The organism is 'Fragaria x ananassa' phyllody phytoplasma, from assembly GCF_018274325.1.
Lineage (GTDB): Bacteria > Bacillota_I > Bacilli_A > Acholeplasmatales > Acholeplasmataceae > Phytoplasma.
Genome location: NZ_JAGVRH010000001.1, coordinates 56,943 through 77,927, shown reverse-complemented (window position 1 = coordinate 77,927; position 20,985 = coordinate 56,943). Strand labels below are relative to the sequence as shown.

The window sequence follows — 20,985 nt, the reverse complement described above, 5'->3', positions numbered from 1 at the left end:
TTCATTTGTTGGATAAAGGATTTTTTATATTTTTCCTTTCTGCTTAGAGTTTGCAAAAAGAAATAAAAATACCAAGGTTAAAATGATGAAAAGAACAATTTTTTAAAAAATTAGTAAATGAGGTTTAATGTGTTTTTAGGTTTATACAATTATACTACTTATTTAACTTATCTTAATTTAATAAGTGGTTTTTGTGGTATTGGATTTGCTGTTCATGGTAAATATTCATATGCTTTAATTTTTCTTTTAATTTCAGGAATTTTAGATATGTTTGATGGGTTGGTCAGTAGAACTAAAAAAAATCGTACTTTATTGGAAAAAAAATATGGGGTACAAATTGATTCTTTAGCTGATATGATTAGTTTTGGCCTTTTGCCTGTTTTTATTAATTATACTTTATTGCCGCAAGATAACATACCTACAATAATTTGGTTTTTTTGGAGTTTATACATTTTGGCCGCTTTAGTTAGATTAGCTTATTACAATGTGTTAACTGAGGAGCATATTGCTTCTTATTCTCAAGTTCAAAAATTTATTGGTATTCCTGTAACCACTTCAGCTATTGTTTTTCCTTGTTTAGGTTTGTTACAAAAGATTTTTAAAAACGTGTTATCAACTGATAAAAGTACTTTTTTTTGGATTCATTTCGTTTGCCTTCTTCTTTTAACTTTTTTATTTCTTTTTAAAAAAATTGAATTAAAAAAATTCAAAAATAAAAAAATTATGATTATTATTTCTGTTTTTTTGGGAAGTTTTTGGATCATTTCTGTTTTATAATGTTCAAATTTGCGAAATGGTTAAGTTGCAATGTATAAAATTTGTCTAAAAATACATTAAAGTGAGTAAAAAAATGAAAATTGTTAATTTACAAGGAGAAACGATTACCAAAGATTCTGCTTCTGCTATTCAAAAATTTTTATATCACAATATAGAAAAAAATCTTTTTAAAAGAATTCTTGTAAAAATATTAATTACAAGACCTATTTCATGGATTGTTACCTTATATTGGTACACTCATTGGTCTTGTCGGTATGCCCAAAAAATTATTAAAAAACATCAAATTATGATTAATAATTTTGAAAAAAATAAATTTAAATCTTATAATGATTTTTTTACTAGAAAATATAAAACAATTACTTTTGAACGCGATAATGCCGCTTTTATTAGTCCTTGTGAAGCTAAATTAAGTATTTATCCGATTACCAAAAATGCTTTTTACTGTATTAAAGATACTGATTATAGTTTATTTGATTTATTGCAAAATCCATCATTGGCTAGTCAATATCAAGAAGGTTATTTGTTGGTTTTTCGTTTAGAACCTCATGATTATCATCGCTATCTTTTTGTTGATGAAGGAATTTTTTTAGGGAAACCTCATAAAATCAAAGGGAAATTGCACACAGTAAATCCTATTGCTTTTCAAAGTTTTAATGTTTTTAAAGAAAATACAAGAGAATATAGTGTTTTACAAACTAAAAATTTTTATCAAATTGTTCAAATGGAAGTAGGAGCTTTATTGGTTGGCAAAATTAAAAATCATGTTTGTCAAAGTTTTCAAAAAGGTCAAGAAAAAGGTTTTTTTGAATGTGGAGGTTCTACTGTTGTTATTTTAGTAAAAAAAAATATTGTATCTTTTGATCCTCGTATTTTAAAACATACTCAACAAAATTGGGAAACTCAAATTAAAATTGCTGAAGTAATTGGTAAAAAAATAGCTTAATAAAGTTTATTTTAATTTTGGCTTTCTTCTTTCGATAGTACTTATTTTTCGTGTTTGTTTGCAAAAATATTTAAATTTTTGGTATTATTATAAATAATTGTTATAAAGAAAGGACTTAAGTGCTTGAATCATCAACATTTAAAAACTAAATTTATTTTTATTACTGGAGGAGTTGTTTCTAGTTTAGGCAAGGGGATTTCTGCTGCTTCTATTGGGATAATTTTGAAAAATAGAGGTTTAAAAGTTAGTTTGCAAAAATTAGATCCTTATATTAATATTGATCCTGGAACTATGAGTCCTTATCAACATGGAGAAGTTTTTGTTACCGATGATGGCGCTGAAACCGATCTTGATTTAGGGCATTATGAAAGATTTTTAGATGAAAATATGAGTAAAAGATCTAATGTGACAGCAGGACAAATTTATCAAAGTGTGATTAATAAAGAAAGAAAAGGATCCTATTTGGGAAAAACTGTGCAAGTGATCCCTCATATTACTGAAGAAATTAAACATAAATTAAAAGAAGCAGCCTTTTTTCATCAATCAGATGTAGTGATTGTTGAAATTGGGGGAACAGTAGGAGACATGGAGTCAGCTCCTTTTTTAGAGGCTATTAGACAATGTAGACATGAATTTGGATATCATAATGTGTTATATTTACATACTACTTTAATCCCTTATTTGAAAAAAGCTAAAGAAATTAAAACTAAACCTACGCAACATAGTGTGAAAGAATTACGTTCTTTAGGAATTCAACCACAAATTTTAGTTTTAAGAAGTGAAATTCCTATTCATCAAGAAACTAAAAAGAAGATAGCATCTTTATGTGATATTGAAGATAAAGCTATTTTTGAAGCTTTAGATGTTGATGTCTTGTATCAAATTATTCTTAATTTACATCAACAAGGGATTGATGATTTTATTTTACAACATTTTCAATTATCAAATAATAATCCAGCTGATTTAACCAAATGGCATCATTTAGTTAATAGGATTCAAAATTTAAAGGAGAAAGCAGTAATTGCTTTAATTGGAAAATATGTTGTTTTACATGATGCATATTTATCTATTGTAGAAGCTTTAAAACATGCGGCTTATGATAATAATTGTGATCTTGAAATTAAATGGATTGATTCTGAAAAAGTAAATCAAAAAAATATTGCTTCTTTGGTGCAAGGTTGTTATGGTATTTTAGTTCCTCATGGTTTTGGGGCTCGCGCTATTGAAGGTAAAATTATAGCTATTCAATATGCTCGCGAAAATAATATCCCTTTTTTTGGAATTTGCTTTGGGATGCAGTTAGCAGTGATTGAATATGCTCGTCATGTTTTGGGCTTAAATTATGCTAATTCAATTGAAATTGATCAAGATACCCCTCATCCAGTTATTACTAAAAAAATTACTACTACGGATTTAGGAGGAACTTTGAGATTAGGTTCTTATCAATGTGATTTTGAAGAAGGAAGTAAAAGTAAAACTATTTATCAACAAAAGACAGTTTATGAAAGACATCGTCATCGTTTTGAAATGAATCCTGATTATTTTGCTTTATTTGAAAAAACTAATGATTTTATGATTACAGGTGTTAATTTAGAAAAAAATCTGCCTGAAGTAATTGAGCTTAAGAATCATCTTTGGTTTATTGCAGTGCAATTTCATCCTGAATTTTTATCAAGACCTTTAAGACCACATCCTTTATTTAAAGATTTTATTAAGACATCTTTGCAAAATCAAAAATAATTAAAAGGTTGTTACTATTTGCTGATATCAATGTCAATTCTTGAAAGGGATTGAATTAAATAAAATAAACCATCATTGGTGATGGTTTTTTCTTTTTTAAAAATAATCTTATAACTCATTTATAATTGCTATATTACTATTCAAAAAATAAAGATAAAAAATCGATTAATTCCAATATTTAACTACATATTTTTACCATGACTACCTCTTTTATGCTATAATATCTTAAGATTGGAATTATAAAATAATCTTATTTTTATATTTTTTTATCTATTTATCTAAAAAAAGTAAATTATCAAATAAACTTAAAAAAGGAGCACTCATTCTTTTGAAAAAATACAATGCTGATAGTATTCAGATTTTAGAAGGTTTAGAAGCAGTACGAAAAAGACCAGGAATGTATATTGGTTCTACTGCTGCCAAAGGATTACATCATTTAGTTTGGGAAATTATTGACAATTCTATTGATGAAGCTTTAGCAGGACATGCTAATGAAATTACTTTAGAAATTATGCCAGGAGATGTTATTAGTGTTACTGATGATGGTCGAGGAATACCTGTAGGAATTCACCCTAAAACAGGGAAACCAGCGGTAGAAACTATTTTAACCACTTTGCATGCAGGTGGAAAATTTGATGGTTCTGTTTATAAAATTTCTGGTGGACTTCACGGTGTGGGGGCTTCTGTTGTTAATGCTTTATCTAGTTGGTTTACTGTTGAAATTCATTTAGATAAAAAAATCCATTATCAAAAATATGAAAAGGGTGTGGCTGTTACCCCCTTAGAAATCGTTGGAAAAACTAATCGTAAAGGGACTATTATTAAATTTTTAGCTGATCCCAAAATTTTTAAAGAAACCACTGTTTATAACTTACAAATTTTAAAAGATAGATTGCAACAATTATCTTTTTTAAATAAAAAGCTAAAATTAAATTTAATTGACAACAGAAAAGATGAAGCTGTTAGCTTTAGTTTTTATCATGAAGCTGGGTTACAAGATTATCTTAATTTTATTGATCAAACACATCATCAAAAATGTTTTCATGATATTTTTTATTTAGAAAAAGAGCTTCCTGGTTTGACCTTAGAAGTTGCTTTTGAATATACTGTTGATCAAAAAAATAAAAAACAACAAATGCAAGAATCAAATAAAGATGTAGAAACAGATGATCAAATAGTTCAAAATTATACTCAAACACAAAAAATTTACTCTTTTGTTAATAACATTCATACTCACGAAGGGGGAACTCATGAAGAAGGGTTTAAATTAGCTTTAAATCGTAATATTTCAAAATATGCTAAAGAATTTAATCTTTTAAAAAAAGACGAACATTTAATGAGTGAAGATATTTTAGAAGGAATTACTGCTATCATTTCTTTAAAACATCAATATCCTCAATTTGAAGGTCAAACTAAAGCTAAATTAGGAAATGTAGAAGTAAGAGCTATTGTTTCACAACTTTTTGGTGAATTTTTAGAAAAATTTTTATTAGAACATCCTCAAAGTGCTAAAAAAATAATTGACAAATGTTTACTTTCAGCAAATGCTAGATTAGCGGCTAAAAGGGCTCGTGAAATTACTAGAAATAAACCTCTTGATTCTTTAGGGTTTGCTTCTAAATTAGCTGATTGTCGTAGTAAAGATCCTCAAGTTTCTGAATTATATATTGTTGAAGGTGATTCTGCTGGTGGTTCTGCTAAACAAGGAAGAGACTCACGTTTTCAAGCTATTCTTCCTTTGCGTGGAAAAGTCCTTAATGTTGAAAAAACACAATCTTCTAAAATTTTAACCAATAAAGAAATTAAATCCTTAATTCAAGCAATTGGGGTTGGCGTTAACGTTGGTAAGACCAAAGAGATTCCTTTTGAAAAAATCCGTTATCATAAGATTATTATTATGACAGATGCTGACGTTGATGGTGCTCATATTAGAACTTTGCTTTTAACTTTCTTTTTTAGAAACTTTAGAGTTTTAATTGATAAAGGTTATATTTATTTTGCAAGACCTCCTTTATATAAATATCAAAAAGGTAAAAATATTACTTATTTTTATGAAGAAAAGCATAAACAAACTTTTGCTTTACAAAAAAATATTAAAGAGGGATTCCAAAGGTATAAAGGTTTAGGAGAGATGAATCCTGATCAATTATGGGAAACAACGATGAATCCAGAAACAAGAACCCTTTTAAAAGCTACTTTACAAGATGCTTTAACAGTGTTAACTCAAGAAGAAGCCATGAAAGAGGCTGATCAAACCTTTAATACGTTAATGGGTAAAAAAGTTTTACCAAGAAAAAATTTTATTTTAGCTAAAGCCTTAGAAGCAGAACTTGATGTTTAATTGTTAAAATAAACATTAAAAAATAAGACATATAGATATATTAAAAAAAATAAAGAGGTTAAAGAAATATGAGTGATGATAAATCCAAATTAGAACAAGATATTTTTAACCAAGGGAATATCGAAAACGTTAATCTTAGCGATGAAATGAAAAAATCTTTTTTAAGTTATGCTATGAGTGTTATTGTTTCAAGAGCTCTACCTGATATTAAAGATGGTTTAAAACCTGTTCAAAGACGTATTTTATATGGAATGAAAGAATTAGGTGTTTATAGTCATTCTAGTTATAAAAAAGCTGCTCGTGTTGTCGGGGATGTTATGGGGAAATTCCATCCTCATGGTGATTCTAGTATTTATGAGGCAATGGTACGTATGGCTCAAGATTTTAGTTATCGTTATCCTTTAGTTGATGGTCATGGTAATTTTGGTTCTATTGATGGTGATAAAGCAGCAGCAATGCGTTATACTGAAGTTAAAATGGCTAAAATTGCCATGGAATTAATTAAAAATATTGATAAAGAAACTATTGATTTTGTTGATAATTACGACGGTAGCGAAAAAGAACCTTTAGTTTTGCCAACTACATTTCCTAATTTATTAATTAATGGAGCTACTGGGATTGCTGTGGGAATGGCTACTAAAATACCGACTCATAATTTGGGTGAAGTGGTTGATGGTTTAATTAGTTATATCCATAATAAAGAAATTTCTCTTCATGAATTAATGCAACATATTAAAGGACCTGATTTTCCTACTGGTGGTGAACTTTTAGGTTTAAAACAACTTGAAAATGCTTATAAAACAGGTCAAGGAACAGTTATTCTAAAAGCTAAAGCTCATATTATAACTGAAAGAGGACGTACTTCGATTATTGTTACTGAAATTCCTTATCAAGTTAAAAAAAGTGTTTTAATTGAAAAAATCGCTCTTTTGGTGAAAAACAAAATAGTTGACGGGATTACTGACTTAAGAGATGAATCTAATCGCCAAGGAATGAAAATAGTAATTGAATTAAAAAGAGATGCTAACGCTAAGATCGTCTTAAATCAATTGTATAAACACTCTCAATTAAGAGTTTCTTTTGGTGTTAATATGGTAGCTTTAGTTGACCGTAAACCTCAGTTAGTTTCTTTAAAACAAATTTTAGAAGCTTTTTTTCATTTCCGTATTAATGTTATTAATCGTCAAAAAATGTTTGAATTGCAAAAAGCTAATGCTCGTAAACATTTAGTGATAGCTTTTTTAACTATTTTAAAAGATATTGAACACGCCATTCAATTAATTAAAAAATCTGCTGATGTTAAAGATGCTCAACAAAAATTAATGTCACAATATCAATTTGATATTTTCCAAAGTAAAGCTATTTTAGAAATGAGTTTACAAAAATTGGCTAATCAAGAAACTCAAAAATTAATCATAGAAGAAGTTAATTTAACTAAAGAAATTAATGAATGTGAAAGTATTATTAAGTCTCAAACTAAAAAAGAAAAAATACTAGAAAAAGAACTTTTAGAAATTAAAAAGAAATATCAAGATCCAAGAAAAACAGTCCTTAATTTTGATTCTTTGCTTGATTATCAAGATGAAGATTTGATTGAAGAAAAATCTCTTATTATCACTATTACTAATAAAGGTTATATTAAAAGTATGGAAATAGATACTTATAAACAACAAAAAAGAGGTGGTCAAGGAGTATCTGGGATGAAAGTTTATGAAGAGGATTTCATTGAACATTTAGCTATTACTTCTACTCATGATTATCATTTGTTTTTCACTAATAAAGGAAAAGTTTATCAATTAAAAGGACATGAAATACCTTTAGGTTCAAAACAATCCAAGGGAACTCCTTTAATTAATTTTTTACCATTTGAAAAGGGAGAATTTTTAACTTCTTTCACAAATGTTAAATCTTTTAACCAAATCCAAGATTATTTATTTTTTGCTACTAAAAAAGGAATAGTTAAAAAAACCCCTTTAAAAGAATATTATAATATTAAAAAAAGAGGTTTAATTGCTATTAGGTTAAAAGAAGGAGATGAAGTGTTAACAGTTAGTAAAACTAATGGACAACATACTATTGTTTTAGCTTCTAATAATGGTAATGCTATTTGTTTTGATGAGATGCAAACTAGAAAAACTAGCCGTAATAGTATGGGAGTTATGGGTATGCGTTTAAGCTCAGAAGAATTCTTAATTGGGGCTGCTGTTTTTGCTGATAATTCTTTAACCCAAAGTATTTTAGTGATGACTGAAAATGGTTTTGGCAAAGTTACTAATATTAATCAATACCGTATTCAATCTCGTAATGGTAAAGGTTCTAAAACTATTAAAGTGAATGCTGAAAAAGGACAACTAATTGCTTTAAAAGTTGTTTTACCTTCTGATGAATTAATTATTTCTTCTGATAAAGGACAAGTAGTAAGGGTTTCTATTGAAAATATTAAAAAAACTAAAAATAAAGCGACACAAGGAACTAAAATTATTAAATTAAAAAGCACTCATAAAGCTGTTTCAGCAGCTATTATTCAAAAAGAAGATTCTTTAAAAATTAATGTTTAATTGTGATTGATTTTTTTCCCTTTTTTCCACCAACATCAAGACTATTAAAAAAGTGGTTTAAAAATGATATATTGTAATCAATTAACTAATTCTTTTTAAGAAACTAAAAAACTAGGTTTTTGGTTAGGTCAATAAATTCCTAATCGAATTCAAAAAACTATTATTTTGTTACAAGGAACTGTAGGTTCTGGTAAAACAATTTGTACTAAAGGTTTGATTCAATCTTTGGGAATTAATGAAATTGTTACTAGTCCTACTTTTGTCTTTATGAAAACTTATGAAACTACTAATCATAAAGTTTATCATTTAGATTTATATAAAGTACCCTTAGAAGAAGAATTTTTAGAGAAGTTATAAGAAGAATTTATTAATCCTGATATTTTAATAGTTGAATTTCCCCAAGACCATCGCTATCTTTTTCCTAATTTTATTTTTTTGATTAAAATTAATTTTATTAACGAAAAGCAACGAATAATTACTATGACACAAAATATATAATTTTCTTTTTTGGGTAACAATTTTTTAAAAAGGTAATTTCATTATGAAAACAAAAAATATTTTAATCCTAGATTCTTCTAGTAAAGGTAAAATAATTATTTTAAGCAAAAATAATCAAATTAAAACCTTAAAACAACCACTTATATCAAAAGATTATGTCGCTTCTATTATCTCTTTAATAGATACCGTTTTAAAAGAAAATAACATAACTTTAAAAGACCTTGATTTTATTATAGTAGGTGTTGGCCCTGGTTCTTACACTGGTACAAGAGTATCTGTTTTAACTGCTAAAATGTTAGCTTGGACTTTACAAATTCCTTTATATCAAATTAGTAGTTTAATTCTTTTAACTAGTGGTTATTCTTCCCAATTTTTAACTCCTTTAATAGATGCTAGAAATAATTCTTTTTTTGCTTTAAGTTTAAACTTAAAGCAAATTTGTTTAAAAGAAGGACGCTATGATAGTTCCTTTTTACAATCTTTTAAAAATCATATCTTAATTTCTTTAGAAAGCATTAAGATATCGCTTGATAATATTTATCTTTTTATGACACAAGTTTTAAATCCTCATTTATTGGTTCCTAATTATTTAGTAAAAACTCAAGCTGAACGTCAATTAAAAGATCAAAAGATAATTAAAGATAATATAAAATAAGGTGCATTGTTTCGTTTTTTTATACAACTTTTGTCTTTAAAAACTATTAAACTAAATTATAAATATTTTTCTGTTGACATAAATCTATTTTAAGTTATAATGAAATTAATTAATAGACAATTTGTTTTTTGAGAAAAAATTATATTTTTTTTCTTAAAAAGTGTTGTTCTTAACTAGTGTCATTTTCATGAATCTTATCAAAGTCAGTAATTTTGTTATTTAAAGGTATGGTGTTTTGAGGTTGAGTTTGGCTTAAAGGATTAATAATTTAAAAGAGTTTGTATTTTATTAGTAGATACCATAGTTTTAGGGATAATTTTAAATAATAATAAAAAATGGTGAATTGCAAATAAAATATGGAATTATAAATTAATACAATTATATAAATATCCTTCTATGGTTAAAAGTTTTGGGGCATTAACAAACTGAAGGCGCATATATCATGCGTCTAAACCTATAGTAATTATGATATCTAGATTAACCAATTATAAAAAGAAGGGCTTCATAAATGACATTATTTTAAATTTCTTAACGGATGGTTTGTTATAATAAGTGTTAATATGATTAAATTTATTTATTTTTTTGTTAAAAGTGTTTAGGGTTTTAATATTTTTTTAATCCCTATGACATTAGATCTAATTTGAGAATTCATTGTTTCTAAAGTAATTTGTTGTTGTTCTGATAATTTATAAGTATGTCCAATAATAAAGATTGATATATTAATATAGAAATAGCCATAATAGCACTACATGATAAGGAAAGATAGGTGCGGCAGATAGAATAAAGATAAATCATTAGCATAATAAAGGGCTAAAATGGTGATTTTATAAAAAAAAGAAATAAAACCAATTATTTAGTTGATATTAAAAAAACTACGATTCATTAAAACAGAAATACCTAATATTTGTACTTTGTTAAGAGAAAAAGTTTGAATTTTATTAAATAAATTTACACTTAAATCATAAAAAATTAAAGAAGATATTTTAGAGGCACAAAATTTAATGATTAAATAATCTAAATATACCCAATATGACAAATAATATTAAAAGTTTAATTACGTTTCGAAATTGTTCTATTTTCATATAGCGATTATCACCGATACATTCCATAAGATAGGGCATTCTTATTTTTGTAAAAGTCATTAATAATACATCTATTATGTTAAGAACATAATTTTTTTATATTTAAAAAGATATTTAAATATTATTTTTATAATATTATGTGATTAATTTTTCTTAAAAAGATTAAAAGGAACAAAAAGGATAAAATTTTCGATAAATAAGGTTAAAATATTTTTATTTATGATAATTAATTTAAAATTCTTCAAAAAAAGCTTTTGATTTAGGATATTTATTAGTTTCGAAAATTTCTTTAGAAGGCCCTTTTTCAATGATTTTACCTTTTTCTAAAAAACAAATAGTATGCGAAACTTTTTTTGCAAAATTCATTTCATGAGTAATGATGACTAAAGTAATTTTTTTGTTATTAGATAGTTTTTGTAATACTCGTAAAACTTCATGAGTAGAATCAGGGTCAAGAGCTGAAGTAGGTTCATCTAGTAAAAGAATTTGAGGTTTCATACATAAAGCTCGAGCAATAGCAACCCGTTGTTTTTGTCCTCCTGATAATAAGTTAACATCATAATTAACATAATCTTCTAATCCCATTTCAGTTAATTTTTCAATAGCAGTTGCTTCGGCGTTTTCTTGTGATACTTTTAAAACTTTTATAGGAGCCAAACAACAGTTTTCTAAAACAGTTTTTCCTTCAAATAAATTAAAACTTTGGAATACCATTCCTACTTTAGTTCTTAATTCTGATAATTTAATACCTTGATTTAAAATATTTTGTTTATCTATTATAATCGCTCCTGAATCAGGGGTTTCTAAAAGATTTAAACACTTTAATAAAGTTGTTTTACCTGAACCAGAATGTCCAATAATCGTAATAATTTCCTTATCTTTAATTTTCAAATTAATATTTTTTAATATTTTTTGATCATTAAATTTTTTTTGTAAATTTTGGATTTCGATTAAATATTCCATTTTTTTACTTCCTTTTATTTTTCTGTTTTTTTGTTAAAGATAAAACTAATATCATGAAGGTACAGTTTACTTTTGTTTTATTTTTTAAATTATTTTTTTAGTTTATCAAAAACGTTATTATGATTGCAATACAATTTAAAAATAACTTTAATATAATTATATACTTTTGAATTTTGAGAATTATTTTTAATAAAAAAATAATAAAAGTATATTAATTATAATTATACATCATTTTTTTTTATTAGTCAAGAAATTTTTAATATTTTTTTAATAAAAAGTATAAAATAATTTCAAAAAAGGAGTTTGGGTGATATTTTTGAGTCATTCCAAAAGTTTAGACACTTTTAGAATGATTCATATTATTTCATGAAAGTTAATCTTTATTTATAAAAAAACAAGTTACTACTTTTTATCCTTTTTTTACTTATTTATCTAATTTTTTAAAAGAAAAAATGAATTTTGATTTTAAACAATTTAAAATAAATAATTTATCTATGTAAATTAATTTTATTAAACCTGATTTTATTTGTGTTTATTATGATAAACTATCTTTAGATGAATTACCTAACTATTTGGAATAGCAAAATGGAATTATATTTAATAATTAAACCACCAAGTGATACCTTTAGGGTTGTTTACAAGATATTCATTGGGTCTCAACTGCCCCAAAAAAATGAAACCAGTTAAGAACCAAAAAAATAGCCAAATTGTTTATTAATTAATAATAAACGTTTTGGCTATTTTTTTATATCCAAACTGAAAAAGGAGGATAAATTATTAGAAGTGGAGCAAGCATTATTAGGAACATTGTTTTTAAACCCTAAAAAAATGTAATCAATTAAGGACAACACCTTTTAAGAAAAAAAATATAATTTTTTTTCAAAAAAAACAAATTGTCTATTGATTATTTTTATTATACTCTTTATATTAAGACTCAGTATGGTAAGTATAATTTAAAGTATATATTACTTCATATATATTATTCATCAAAAAAATATCCGTATTTTTAATGACTAATATCATCTTTATTTTATTATTTATTTCTATTTATTTAATTCTTATTATTTAATCTGATTACTATCTTTATGTTATCAAATGCATTTCTAAAGACTCAAATAAAAGAATAATCAAATTACATTTTAATTTTTAGACAAGATAAATAAATTTTTTTATTTTTTCTAAAAAAACAAAAAAAATCAACTTAAAAGTTGATCTTAATTGCTATTTTTTTATATATATTATATAAAATTTTAAAATATACTTCGAATTTTACAAATCAAAATTTGATAATTTTTACTAATTTTGATGCATAATTTCAACAATACTATTATTTATATATTTTTCAATTTTATTTATTTCTCCTTTTGTGTTATATATATTATGGTAAATAATTTTTTTACTTTTTTCGCTAGAATTATTAGAGGGTTTTATATATATTATAAATAATAATTTTTTTGTAGGGCCATCATATATATATTCATATAAACAATTTAATGTATTATCTTGATCATATATGTGAACATTATCTAATAACAATTCATTATTTTTATTTAATTCATAAGTAGGAACATATCTCATACATATATCACCTAAAAATTTTGCATTGATATTTATTAATTTTTGGTCTTTGTTATAAAAACTTTCAAATTCAAAATTCATTGATTTAGAATCTATTGTCGCAACTTTAATTTGTTCATCAGAATTATATTTATAAACAAATGAATAGTCAAATTTATAATCATCTTTATTATCATTAATATTATTTATATATTCTTTAATTGATTTTAACTTGTTTCTTTCGTTATGACAAAAAACAAATTTACGATTCTCGAAAACCCCTTCTTCATTGTTGTGAGGATATAATAAAATATTTAATTTATTAACAAAAAAACTAGGCATAGGTATTGATATAAAAACTTCATCTGAAAATGGTGTTATTATAGGATTCATTTCATGAAATAGTTGTTGCGGTATTAAATTAATTTTTTGAGATGGGTTATCATTTTTATTTTTATTAGCAAAAATATTATTATTTATTAATAATAAAGCTATAATTAAAATAAAAAATAACTTAAAATTTATTTTAAAAAAATTTTTATATTCTTTTTTCATTAAAGAAATAAAAATCCTCCTTTATTTAATAATTTTATAAGAAAAAAAATTAAATTGTTAATAAATCATAAAGAAATTTCTTCTTATAGAATTATTATATAATAAATATTTAAGTTTTAACAATTATTTTATATTATTCTGTTTTTTTTAATTGTAAGTGCTCAAAAAATCTGATAATCTCTATGAAAATTAAAACAAATTAATAAAATGGATTAATATTAATAAAAATAGTTATTATCGGCGGTTGTGCACTGTTCTTTTTTAATACAACTTTTGTCTTTCAAATTGTTCTTTAAGACTAAAAAAATAAGTTGATAATTTCATATCTTTCCAAACTAACAAAGCATTTTGATTAGATTAAAATGTGTCTAATGTTTTTTCATAATTTGTTAGTTTCAAAAGATATTTTTACTAATATTTTATCCCTTCATTATATAATTAGGTAAAAAAAGTTAAAAAATCTCCTACAAAATGAAAAGAAAATAATTTTTATTATTAATAATAACATTTTATTAAAAAAAAGGCGCAAAAAAGTCACCTTTTTTTAAAAGGTCTGGTTTTAGATAATATTTTAAAATGATTTATCTTAAACTTTGAGGATATTGAAGAGTCGAAAGATGATTTAATTTAGTTAAGAGCCATTTTTTATTCCAAAAAGAAGGGAATTGATTAATAATTTTACTTATTTTGGAATTGGAATCTTGATTTGCAAAAAAAAACCGTTCCAAGATGTTGATATGTTGTTGTTTTCATCAACATAAGGGCATTTGATTTCTAAGAGGGTGTTGGTTTTAGCATTATAACCGTCAAGGGAGAATGGAAACATTTGGATTTTGTCATCAGTAAAAATTGTATCAGGGAAATTTAATTGAGTGGTTTTTTCAAAGAAAGTACGGGCGATAGGTTCCATTTTGTTACCATGTTCGGTGTATTTGTTGCTTGTGAAAATAGTGCCAAATATTTGTCATGGACTAATTGTTCTAAAGAACGGAATTTGTCATTGCCTGTGATATTGCCGATTTCAGAAGCGTTGATAAATTTTTTACGATGTTGATACTATTCTTTGGTACGTTGGGATAATTTGATTTCCATCGTTATTTCCCTTTCTTAAATAATAAGATGATATATTTAAAGAAATAATAAATGAATTTAATTATATAATGTAAAGATTTAAAAAGAAAAATCAATTAAACATAATATATGAGGTAAAAATAATAAAATAATAATTAATAAAGCTAATTTAAGCCATTGTTTTTGATAAGTTAAGAAATAATTATTGACAATATTAAAACCATTGTTTAATTTAGCTAACCAAGTATTAATTAGGTTCCACATGATTGTGATTTTTATTAGTAGTTAGATATTGATAAAATTGAACTACTATTCCCTTCTTTAATCTTTGGATGCTTAATTGATAAGTGAAGAGGTAGAATTTGATTAAATAATTAATAAAAAAGATAATGATTAAAAAGATGATGTTATTTGGTAAAGAGGTTAATATTTTTTTGAACATATTTTTAATTAGTTCCTTTCTTTTTTTAAATGATGGTGTAATAAAAAAAGACCCTAGAAAAAGGTCTTAGTTTTATGATTAATTTAATTTACTTTTAAAAAAATAATTCTTTTATAATTTTTAAAAATATTTTTATGATTTTTTTGTTGTTTTGTTTTTTTAAATATTATTTTGATTAAAAAATAATACTAATTGATTTAATTCTTTTAATTTAGATTTTTCTTTTTTGAATAAATCTTCAGGAATATTTACAAAAGTATTTATATGTTGGTAATTTTCTTTTAATTCAAAAATTAAATTTCGTTGTTTTTCTAGATTTTTGATTAATAGACAGTATTTATAATATCTTTCGCTTAATATATTATAATGAAGTGCCCCAAAAAAATAGAACCAGTTAAGAACAACAAAATAGCCAAATTGTTTATTGATTAAAAATAAACAGTTTGGCTATTTTTTTATACCCAAATGGAAAAAGGAAGATAAATGTTAGAAGCGGAGCAAGCATTATTAGGAACATTGTTTTTAAACCCTGAAAAACTAGATGCTGTTATAAGTTTGATTAATACCAACAATTTTAATAATCTAAGTCATCGTTATATTTTTGAAGCAATGAAACAACTTAAAAAACAAAATCATGATATTGATTATATTTCTGTAAGTTCTATTTTAAAAAATAACAATCATTTAAATAAAATCGGAGGAATTAATTATTTAATTGAGTTAACTGAAATGACTCCTTCGAGTCAATATTTAGAAACATATATTGATTTAATTAAGGAAAATTCATTAAAAAAAGATTTATTAACTTTGATCCAGCAATTACCTAGTGAAATATCAAAAACTAAAAATATTCATAATTATTTACAAACAGTTAAAACTCAAGTAGAAGGTTTTATTCAAAATACTAAATCACCATTTATATCAGTTTCCACACTTATTCCTACTTAAAAACTATGGCAAAAAAATTAGTTGAATATAATCAAACCAAAAAAGAAGCAACAGAAAAAATTTCTAACCGTGATTTAACTACCTTAATTGAAACTGCTTATTATAAAACTAATACTCATAAATCAGAATTAAGAGAAAAAAATCAACCAATTGAACTTCATGAAGTCATGTTACCTTCTGATTTAGATGAAGCTTTGGAAGATGTTATTTTAAAAACTAAAACTCCATTACAAGAAGTTGAAAAAAGAAGACAAGAATGTGAAGAACAATATCAATTATGGCGTCAAGGAATAGTTCAATATCTGCAAAAACAAGATAAAACTATTATAGAAAAATCTTGGACTTTTGATAGATTAAATGGAATTTATAATGAACTTCGTGAAAGATATGTTGTGATGAAAAACAATATTGAAGGCGAAAGAAGAGCCAAAATTGAAGCCATTTTTGATAAAAAGAGAATCCCCAAAGATTTATTAATGGGAGAGATGGATGATGTGTTTTTGGATACTCCTTTTTCAGAATGGAAAAGTTACTTTGGACGATCAGGGTTTTATCCAACTGATGATAATTTATTATGGGTTCATCATTCTACTTGTAAACTTTGACATCGAACACCCCGAAGACCCCAATATTGTTAAAATCAGCTACAAAGGACCTAAATATTTAATTGATTTAGATAAAGATTATTATATTGGTGGCACTATTTTAAACACTAATCAATTTTATTATGATCGTGGTGTGAAAATGACTGTAAGCAAAACTTATCATCTCCATTTTAACCCAGTCCGCAATACCATCAGCGTTTTTACTGAAAAATTTAATACTGGTAAAACTGATTTAATTGAAAATAAGTAAAAAGAAAGGAAAAAACAATGAAACGAATAACTAAATTAAACAAGCAAAAAAAAATAAAAAAACAAAAAAAGATTAAAAAAATAAATTCCAAAAACAAAAAGAAAGCAACTATTCCAAAATCTCAAAAAAAAGTTACTGTTCAAAATAATAAAATCCCCACCAAAACAAAAGATAAAAAAATCAAACAAAACCAACATTAAAAAATAATAGTTGAAACAAAACAAAAAAGTTGGTGGCCTAAGTTTACTAATGTTTTATTTAAATTGGTACCATTTATATTAATTTTAGGTCTTCTGGGAATTGGACTTTATAAAGTGTTTCCAAAATTTGCTGAAGTAATTGATGAAGGTTTTAAAGGCATTAAAGTGGCATGGAATGGCGCCTCACAACCTTTTACAATTATAATGAGATATATTAAAGATTTTTTCCAAAATAAGTTAAATATTGGCGAAACAGTAAGCAAAATTATAGCTACAGTTGTTATTATAGCAATTACTTTTTTTATCGCAGTTTTATTTTGGGTAATCCCTATTATAGGTCCATTTTTGAGTTTAGTAGTTACAGCATTAGCAACAACAGGAATATTTAATTTTTGGCAAATTAAAGATGAAGATACAACGACTTCCCCCAATCTCAATCACAAGAAATAGTTGAAAAACATTTTAATAAAGCAGATATCGATAGGTTGCCCGAGGGAGAGGAAAAAGAAAAATTAAAGAAAAAGTATAATGAAGAATATGAAAAAGAGCTTCAAAAAAAAAAAAAAATAAAGAATCAGGAGTAAATTCTACTCCTGAGGATTCTTTTTCAACACCAAAGCAAAAACATGAAATCTTTTTGCAAAAACCAGAAATTAAAGAAGAAATAGAAAAAAAAGTAGCAGCAGAAAAGTTGCAACAAGACCAAAATTTAACTGAACAAAAATATTTAGAAGCTTTGCTACAAAGCCAAAAATTAGAATTAATGAATTTTGAACATGACAAAACTTTTTTGCAAAACTCATTAGAACAAAAAAATAAAGAACTAAAAGAAAATCAAACTTTAAGTCAAGAAACAAAAGATAAATTACAAAAAGAAATTGCTAATAAAACCATTGAACTTAATGATTTAAACAACACTATCAATAGTAAAAATAATGAAATCACTCAAATTAAAATTAAAGTTGAAACTTTAGAAAAAACCATAAAAGAAAAAGATCAAGATTTAGAAAAATTAAATAATGAAATTAACGATAAAGAAATTTTAATAAGACAAAAAGAAAATGAATTATTAAAAAATCAACAATTATCATTAGAAGAAAAATCAAAATTACAAAACACTATTATACCTCTAAAACAAGAATTAGAAGAAAAAATCATTAATTTCGAAGTTCAATTACAAATAAAAGATGAAAAAATCAAACAGTTACAAAAAGATAAAAACGATTTAGAACAAGAATTAACTCAAACACAAAATGAACAAATAAATTTAAGGGAACAGCATCAAAAAACCCTAGAAGTAATTCAAAGCCAAATCAAAAACTACAAAAATACTGTTACCCAATTGGAAAAAGAAACTGAAGATTTAAAACAACAAATTGAAAAAAATAATGAAGATGCCAAACAATTACGAGAGAAATTAAAAGAAAAACAAATTAAAATAAACAATATTAACCAAGAATTAGGAAAACTTCAGGAACAACAAAATATTTTACAACAAGAAATGAGTAAAACATTACAAGATTATAATGATTGGAAAGAACAAGCAGAAATAAAAGCAAATGAAGGTTTTTTCCTCAATAGTGGAAAAATGAAAGATTTAGTGGTGTATTATTCTCCTGTTCCTTTTGAAATTAAAGTTTCTCCTATATTGAACGCAGAAGATATGAGAGATGCTAGGGCTAATCGAGATTTTACAAAAGATAAAGTCCAAATAATGTCAAGTAATCCAATAAAAATTGATAACAAGGAATTATTTTATATAAGAATTGATATGTATTCCAATCATTTTAATAGTGTAACACCTGCATTTAATAATACAAAAACAACCATATCTAGTTATAAATTTTATGAAGATGGACCTAACAAACAAGTAACTTGGGAATTAAATCCTGGCAGTGAATTAAGTATTACTCCTCCAAAATATAATTACCCAGAAAAAACTTTAGAAAAAATAAGAATTTCTAATAAAATTTTTGATGAACTAAAAGTAAAAACTCAAGAATTAGGGGCTTGTCAACAAGAATATAATGATTTATTAAATAATCAGCAACCAGATCAAACCTTAGAAATCGAAATCCGAAATAAAGAAAGTCACATCAAAACCTTAAAAGATGAAATGCAACAACTAGAAATCAAAGAGCAAGGTTTTAGAAGTGAAATTGATGGTTTAAAATTAGAAAATAAAACTTTAAGAGATAAATATACTAATGATTTAAATAAAATACAACAACAACTTCATGAATCAAAAACCGAAAATGATCAACTAGAAAAAGAGATGCAAGAAATACAAGATGAATTATTAAGAAACGGTAATGCGAACGAATTTTTAGTGAAACAACTAGAAACTAAAAAAGAAAAAATAAAAGAGTTTAAAAAGAAACTATTAAAACTAAAGATGATGAAATTGCTAGTCTCCAACTTCAAGTAACAACTTTAGGAGATGAAGTTAATCGTTTAGGAGAATCATTAAAAAACTCACAAGAAGTAATTGAAAAACAAAATCAACAAATCAAAGAAATGGAAGGTGAAATTAAAGGATTAGAAGGGGCTAAAAAGTTACTAGCACAAGAAAATAAAGAATTGCAAGCAGAAATTAATCGCTTAAATGCTGAATTGATAACAGTTAAAGAAGATAGGGATGAAAAGCAAAAACAAAAAGATATACTTTTCGAAAAATTAATGGCTAAACAAAGAGAAGTTGATACAGCAATGAAAAAATTAAAAGATCAAACAGAATGGACTAACAATCAATATAAGACACCTGATATCCCTTGGCTTTCAAAACCAATTGATAAATTATTAGATTGGTTTAAATGATAAGTTTTTTCAAGCAAAAATTTTTGTTTATGTGTTAAAATATTTAATATTGATAAACAAAGGAAGAAAAAATTTAATGAAAAAATTATTTTCTAAAAATAAGATTATCGTTTTTATTATTTTAATTTTAATCACATTAACAATTAGTTTTTTTATTTACAAATCTAATTTACCAAAAACACCTAAACAAAGGAAAATAGTAGCCATCCCAGAGACAAAAGTAAATACTATTAAAGAATGGGACGATTATATCAAACATCGAACTCAAATCCCGCCAAATATTAAAATGGTGGAAAAAGAATGGATTTTTTATGGTTTAAATGGATTAGGTTATTATGTGAAACAAAAAGCAATTAATGATGCCAAAATTGCTAAAATGAAACAAGAACGTGATGAAGAAAAAATTATATTATTAAACGATCACAAACATAAAGTTGAATTGGAACAAATCGGAGTAGAAACTTATGGCAAGGATTTTTATCAGCAAATTGATGATAAATATATTACTAATCACAAAACAGAAGCAGATATTCAAAAACTAAAGGGGATCAAATCAATCCAAGAACGTTTACAAACTCAAAAAGAGCCCAAAGATTTATTAATGGGAGAAATGGATGATGTGTTTTTGGATACTCCTTTTTCAGAATGGAAAGGTTACTTTGGACGATCAGGGTTTTATCCAGCCGATGGTAGTTTATTAATGGCTGATTACCCTGAAATGGATAGGGCGTGTGCTCTTGAAATAGAACATCCCGAAGACCCCAATATTGTCAAAATAAGTTATAAAGGACCTAAATATTTACTTGATTTAGATAAAGATTATTTTATTGGTGAAACTATTTTACACACTAATCAATTTTATTATGATCGTGGTGTAAAAATGCCTGTAAGCAAAAAATATCATCTCCATTTTAACCCAGTCCGCAATATAATAAGTGTCTTTACTGAAAAATTTAATACTGGTAGAACTGATTTATAAAAGA

17 protein-coding genes and 3 pseudogenes are annotated in these 20,985 nt (G+C 25.0%); 15 read left to right on the top strand and 5 right to left on the bottom strand.

Annotated features, from left to right (window positions below):
• Nucleotides 1-129 precede the first annotated feature (129 nt).
• From J8J04_RS00355 to tsaB, 7 genes are all read left to right on the top strand, one after another.
• A complete protein-coding gene (locus J8J04_RS00355) occupies nucleotides 130-777 on the top strand; it encodes a CDP-alcohol phosphatidyltransferase family protein (protein ID WP_212330751.1) in 648 nt (215 codons plus the stop codon).
• 73 nt (nucleotides 778-850) lie between these two features.
• Nucleotides 851-1,720, top strand: coding sequence for a phosphatidylserine decarboxylase (locus J8J04_RS00350; RefSeq protein ID WP_212330748.1), 870 nt, complete (start codon nucleotides 851-853; stop codon nucleotides 1,718-1,720).
• A 123-nt stretch (nucleotides 1,721-1,843) separates the two neighbouring features.
• Complete coding sequence (locus J8J04_RS00345; protein ID WP_212330745.1) at nucleotides 1,844-3,460, top strand: CTP synthase; 1,617 nt, start codon at nucleotides 1,844-1,846, stop codon at nucleotides 3,458-3,460.
• 328 nt (nucleotides 3,461-3,788) lie between these two features.
• The gene (locus tag J8J04_RS00340) at nucleotides 3,789-5,801 is read left to right on the top strand and encodes a DNA topoisomerase subunit B (protein WP_212330742.1); all 2,013 of its coding nucleotides are present in this window, start codon (nucleotides 3,789-3,791) and stop codon (nucleotides 5,799-5,801) included.
• Nucleotides 5,802-5,869: 68 nt separating this feature from the next.
• Nucleotides 5,870-8,359 carry a DNA gyrase subunit A gene (gene gyrA, locus J8J04_RS00335; protein WP_212330739.1) on the top strand — a complete coding sequence of 830 codons (2,490 nt, stop codon included), beginning with the start codon at nucleotides 5,870-5,872 and terminating at the stop codon, nucleotides 8,357-8,359.
• A 135-nt stretch (nucleotides 8,360-8,494) separates the two neighbouring features.
• Nucleotides 8,495-8,716, top strand: a complete 222-nt coding sequence (gene tsaE, locus J8J04_RS03080; RefSeq protein WP_334199379.1) for a tRNA (adenosine(37)-N6)-threonylcarbamoyltransferase complex ATPase subunit type 1 TsaE — start codon at nucleotides 8,495-8,497, stop codon at nucleotides 8,714-8,716.
• A 184-nt stretch (nucleotides 8,717-8,900) separates the two neighbouring features.
• Nucleotides 8,901-9,512, top strand: coding sequence for a tRNA (adenosine(37)-N6)-threonylcarbamoyltransferase complex dimerization subunit type 1 TsaB (gene tsaB, locus J8J04_RS00325; RefSeq protein ID WP_212330735.1), 612 nt, complete (start codon nucleotides 8,901-8,903; stop codon nucleotides 9,510-9,512).
• A gap of 1,313 nt (nucleotides 9,513-10,825) precedes the next feature.
• On the opposite strand, the gene J8J04_RS00320 is transcribed toward tsaB, so the two are convergent.
• From J8J04_RS00320 to J8J04_RS00305, 5 genes and pseudogenes are all read right to left on the bottom strand, one after another.
• Nucleotides 10,826-11,557, bottom strand: coding sequence for an amino acid ABC transporter ATP-binding protein (locus J8J04_RS00320; RefSeq protein WP_212330732.1), 732 nt, complete (start codon nucleotides 11,555-11,557; stop codon nucleotides 10,826-10,828).
• A 1,296-nt stretch (nucleotides 11,558-12,853) separates the two neighbouring features.
• Nucleotides 12,854-13,669, bottom strand: a complete 816-nt coding sequence (locus J8J04_RS00315) for a hypothetical protein (protein ID WP_212330729.1) — start codon at nucleotides 13,667-13,669, stop codon at nucleotides 12,854-12,856.
• A 581-nt stretch (nucleotides 13,670-14,250) separates the two neighbouring features.
• A pseudogene (locus J8J04_RS03075) lies at nucleotides 14,251-14,358 on the bottom strand (IS3 family transposase); the annotation flags it as partial.
• Nucleotides 14,359-14,360: 2 nt separating this feature from the next.
• Nucleotides 14,361-14,704, bottom strand: a pseudogene (locus J8J04_RS00310) (YqaJ viral recombinase family protein); the annotation flags it as partial.
• A gap of 283 nt (nucleotides 14,705-14,987) precedes the next feature.
• Complete coding sequence (locus J8J04_RS00305) at nucleotides 14,988-15,182, bottom strand: hypothetical protein (protein ID WP_212330726.1); 195 nt, start codon at nucleotides 15,180-15,182, stop codon at nucleotides 14,988-14,990.
• Between the two features lie 483 nt (nucleotides 15,183-15,665).
• On the opposite strand from J8J04_RS00305, the pseudogene J8J04_RS00300 reads away from it, so the two are divergent.
• The 8 genes and pseudogenes from J8J04_RS00300 to J8J04_RS00265 form a co-directional block, all read left to right on the top strand.
• Nucleotides 15,666-16,124: pseudogene (locus J8J04_RS00300) on the top strand (DnaB-like helicase N-terminal domain-containing protein); the annotation flags it as partial.
• Between the two features lie 11 nt (nucleotides 16,125-16,135).
• Nucleotides 16,136-16,735: a hypothetical protein gene (locus tag J8J04_RS00295; RefSeq protein WP_212330721.1), complete on the top strand. Its 600-nt coding sequence runs from the start codon at nucleotides 16,136-16,138 to the stop codon at nucleotides 16,733-16,735.
• Nucleotides 16,692-16,985, top strand: a complete 294-nt coding sequence (locus J8J04_RS00290; protein ID WP_212330718.1) for a hypothetical protein — start codon at nucleotides 16,692-16,694, stop codon at nucleotides 16,983-16,985. The genes J8J04_RS00295 and J8J04_RS00290 overlap by 44 nt, the downstream gene beginning before the upstream one ends.
• A gap of 17 nt (nucleotides 16,986-17,002) precedes the next feature.
• Complete coding sequence (locus J8J04_RS00285) at nucleotides 17,003-17,185, top strand: hypothetical protein (RefSeq protein ID WP_212330715.1); 183 nt, start codon at nucleotides 17,003-17,005, stop codon at nucleotides 17,183-17,185.
• A 114-nt stretch (nucleotides 17,186-17,299) separates the two neighbouring features.
• On the top strand, nucleotides 17,300-17,635 hold the full coding sequence (locus J8J04_RS00280) for a hypothetical protein (RefSeq protein ID WP_212330712.1): 336 nt from the start codon (nucleotides 17,300-17,302) through the stop codon (nucleotides 17,633-17,635).
• A gap of 187 nt (nucleotides 17,636-17,822) precedes the next feature.
• Nucleotides 17,823-19,613, top strand: coding sequence for a hypothetical protein (locus J8J04_RS00275; RefSeq protein WP_212330708.1), 1,791 nt, complete (start codon nucleotides 17,823-17,825; stop codon nucleotides 19,611-19,613).
• A gap of 89 nt (nucleotides 19,614-19,702) precedes the next feature.
• Nucleotides 19,703-20,002, top strand: coding sequence for a hypothetical protein (locus J8J04_RS00270; RefSeq protein WP_212330705.1), 300 nt, complete (start codon nucleotides 19,703-19,705; stop codon nucleotides 20,000-20,002).
• 76 nt (nucleotides 20,003-20,078) lie between these two features.
• A complete protein-coding gene (locus J8J04_RS00265; protein ID WP_212330702.1) occupies nucleotides 20,079-20,981 on the top strand; it encodes a hypothetical protein in 903 nt (300 codons plus the stop codon).
• Nucleotides 20,982-20,985 lie beyond the last annotated feature (4 nt).

Coding starts and splice junctions, on each gene's coding strand:
- J8J04_RS00350 (WP_212330748.1), top strand. CDS start 851: ATGAAAATTGTTAATTTACAAGGAGAAACGATTACCAAAGATTCTGCT.
- gyrA (WP_212330739.1), top strand. CDS start 5,870: ATGAGTGATGATAAATCCAAATTAGAACAAGATATTTTTAACCAAGGG.
- tsaB (WP_212330735.1), top strand. CDS start 8,901: ATGAAAACAAAAAATATTTTAATCCTAGATTCTTCTAGTAAAGGTAAA.
- J8J04_RS00320 (WP_212330732.1), bottom strand. CDS start 11,557: ATGGAATATTTAATCGAAATCCAAAATTTACAAAAAAAATTTAATGAT.
- J8J04_RS00315 (WP_212330729.1), bottom strand. CDS start 13,669: ATGAAAAAAGAATATAAAAATTTTTTTAAAATAAATTTTAAGTTATTT.
- J8J04_RS00305 (WP_212330726.1), bottom strand. CDS start 15,182: ATGTTCAAAAAAATATTAACCTCTTTACCAAATAACATCATCTTTTTA.
- J8J04_RS00295 (WP_212330721.1), top strand. CDS start 16,136: ATGGCAAAAAAATTAGTTGAATATAATCAAACCAAAAAAGAAGCAACA.
- J8J04_RS00290 (WP_212330718.1), top strand. CDS start 16,692: ATGATAATTTATTATGGGTTCATCATTCTACTTGTAAACTTTGACATC.
- J8J04_RS00285 (WP_212330715.1), top strand. CDS start 17,003: ATGAAACGAATAACTAAATTAAACAAGCAAAAAAAAATAAAAAAACAA.
- J8J04_RS00270 (WP_212330705.1), top strand. CDS start 19,703: ATGGAAGGTGAAATTAAAGGATTAGAAGGGGCTAAAAAGTTACTAGCA.
- J8J04_RS00265 (WP_212330702.1), top strand. CDS start 20,079: ATGAAAAAATTATTTTCTAAAAATAAGATTATCGTTTTTATTATTTTA.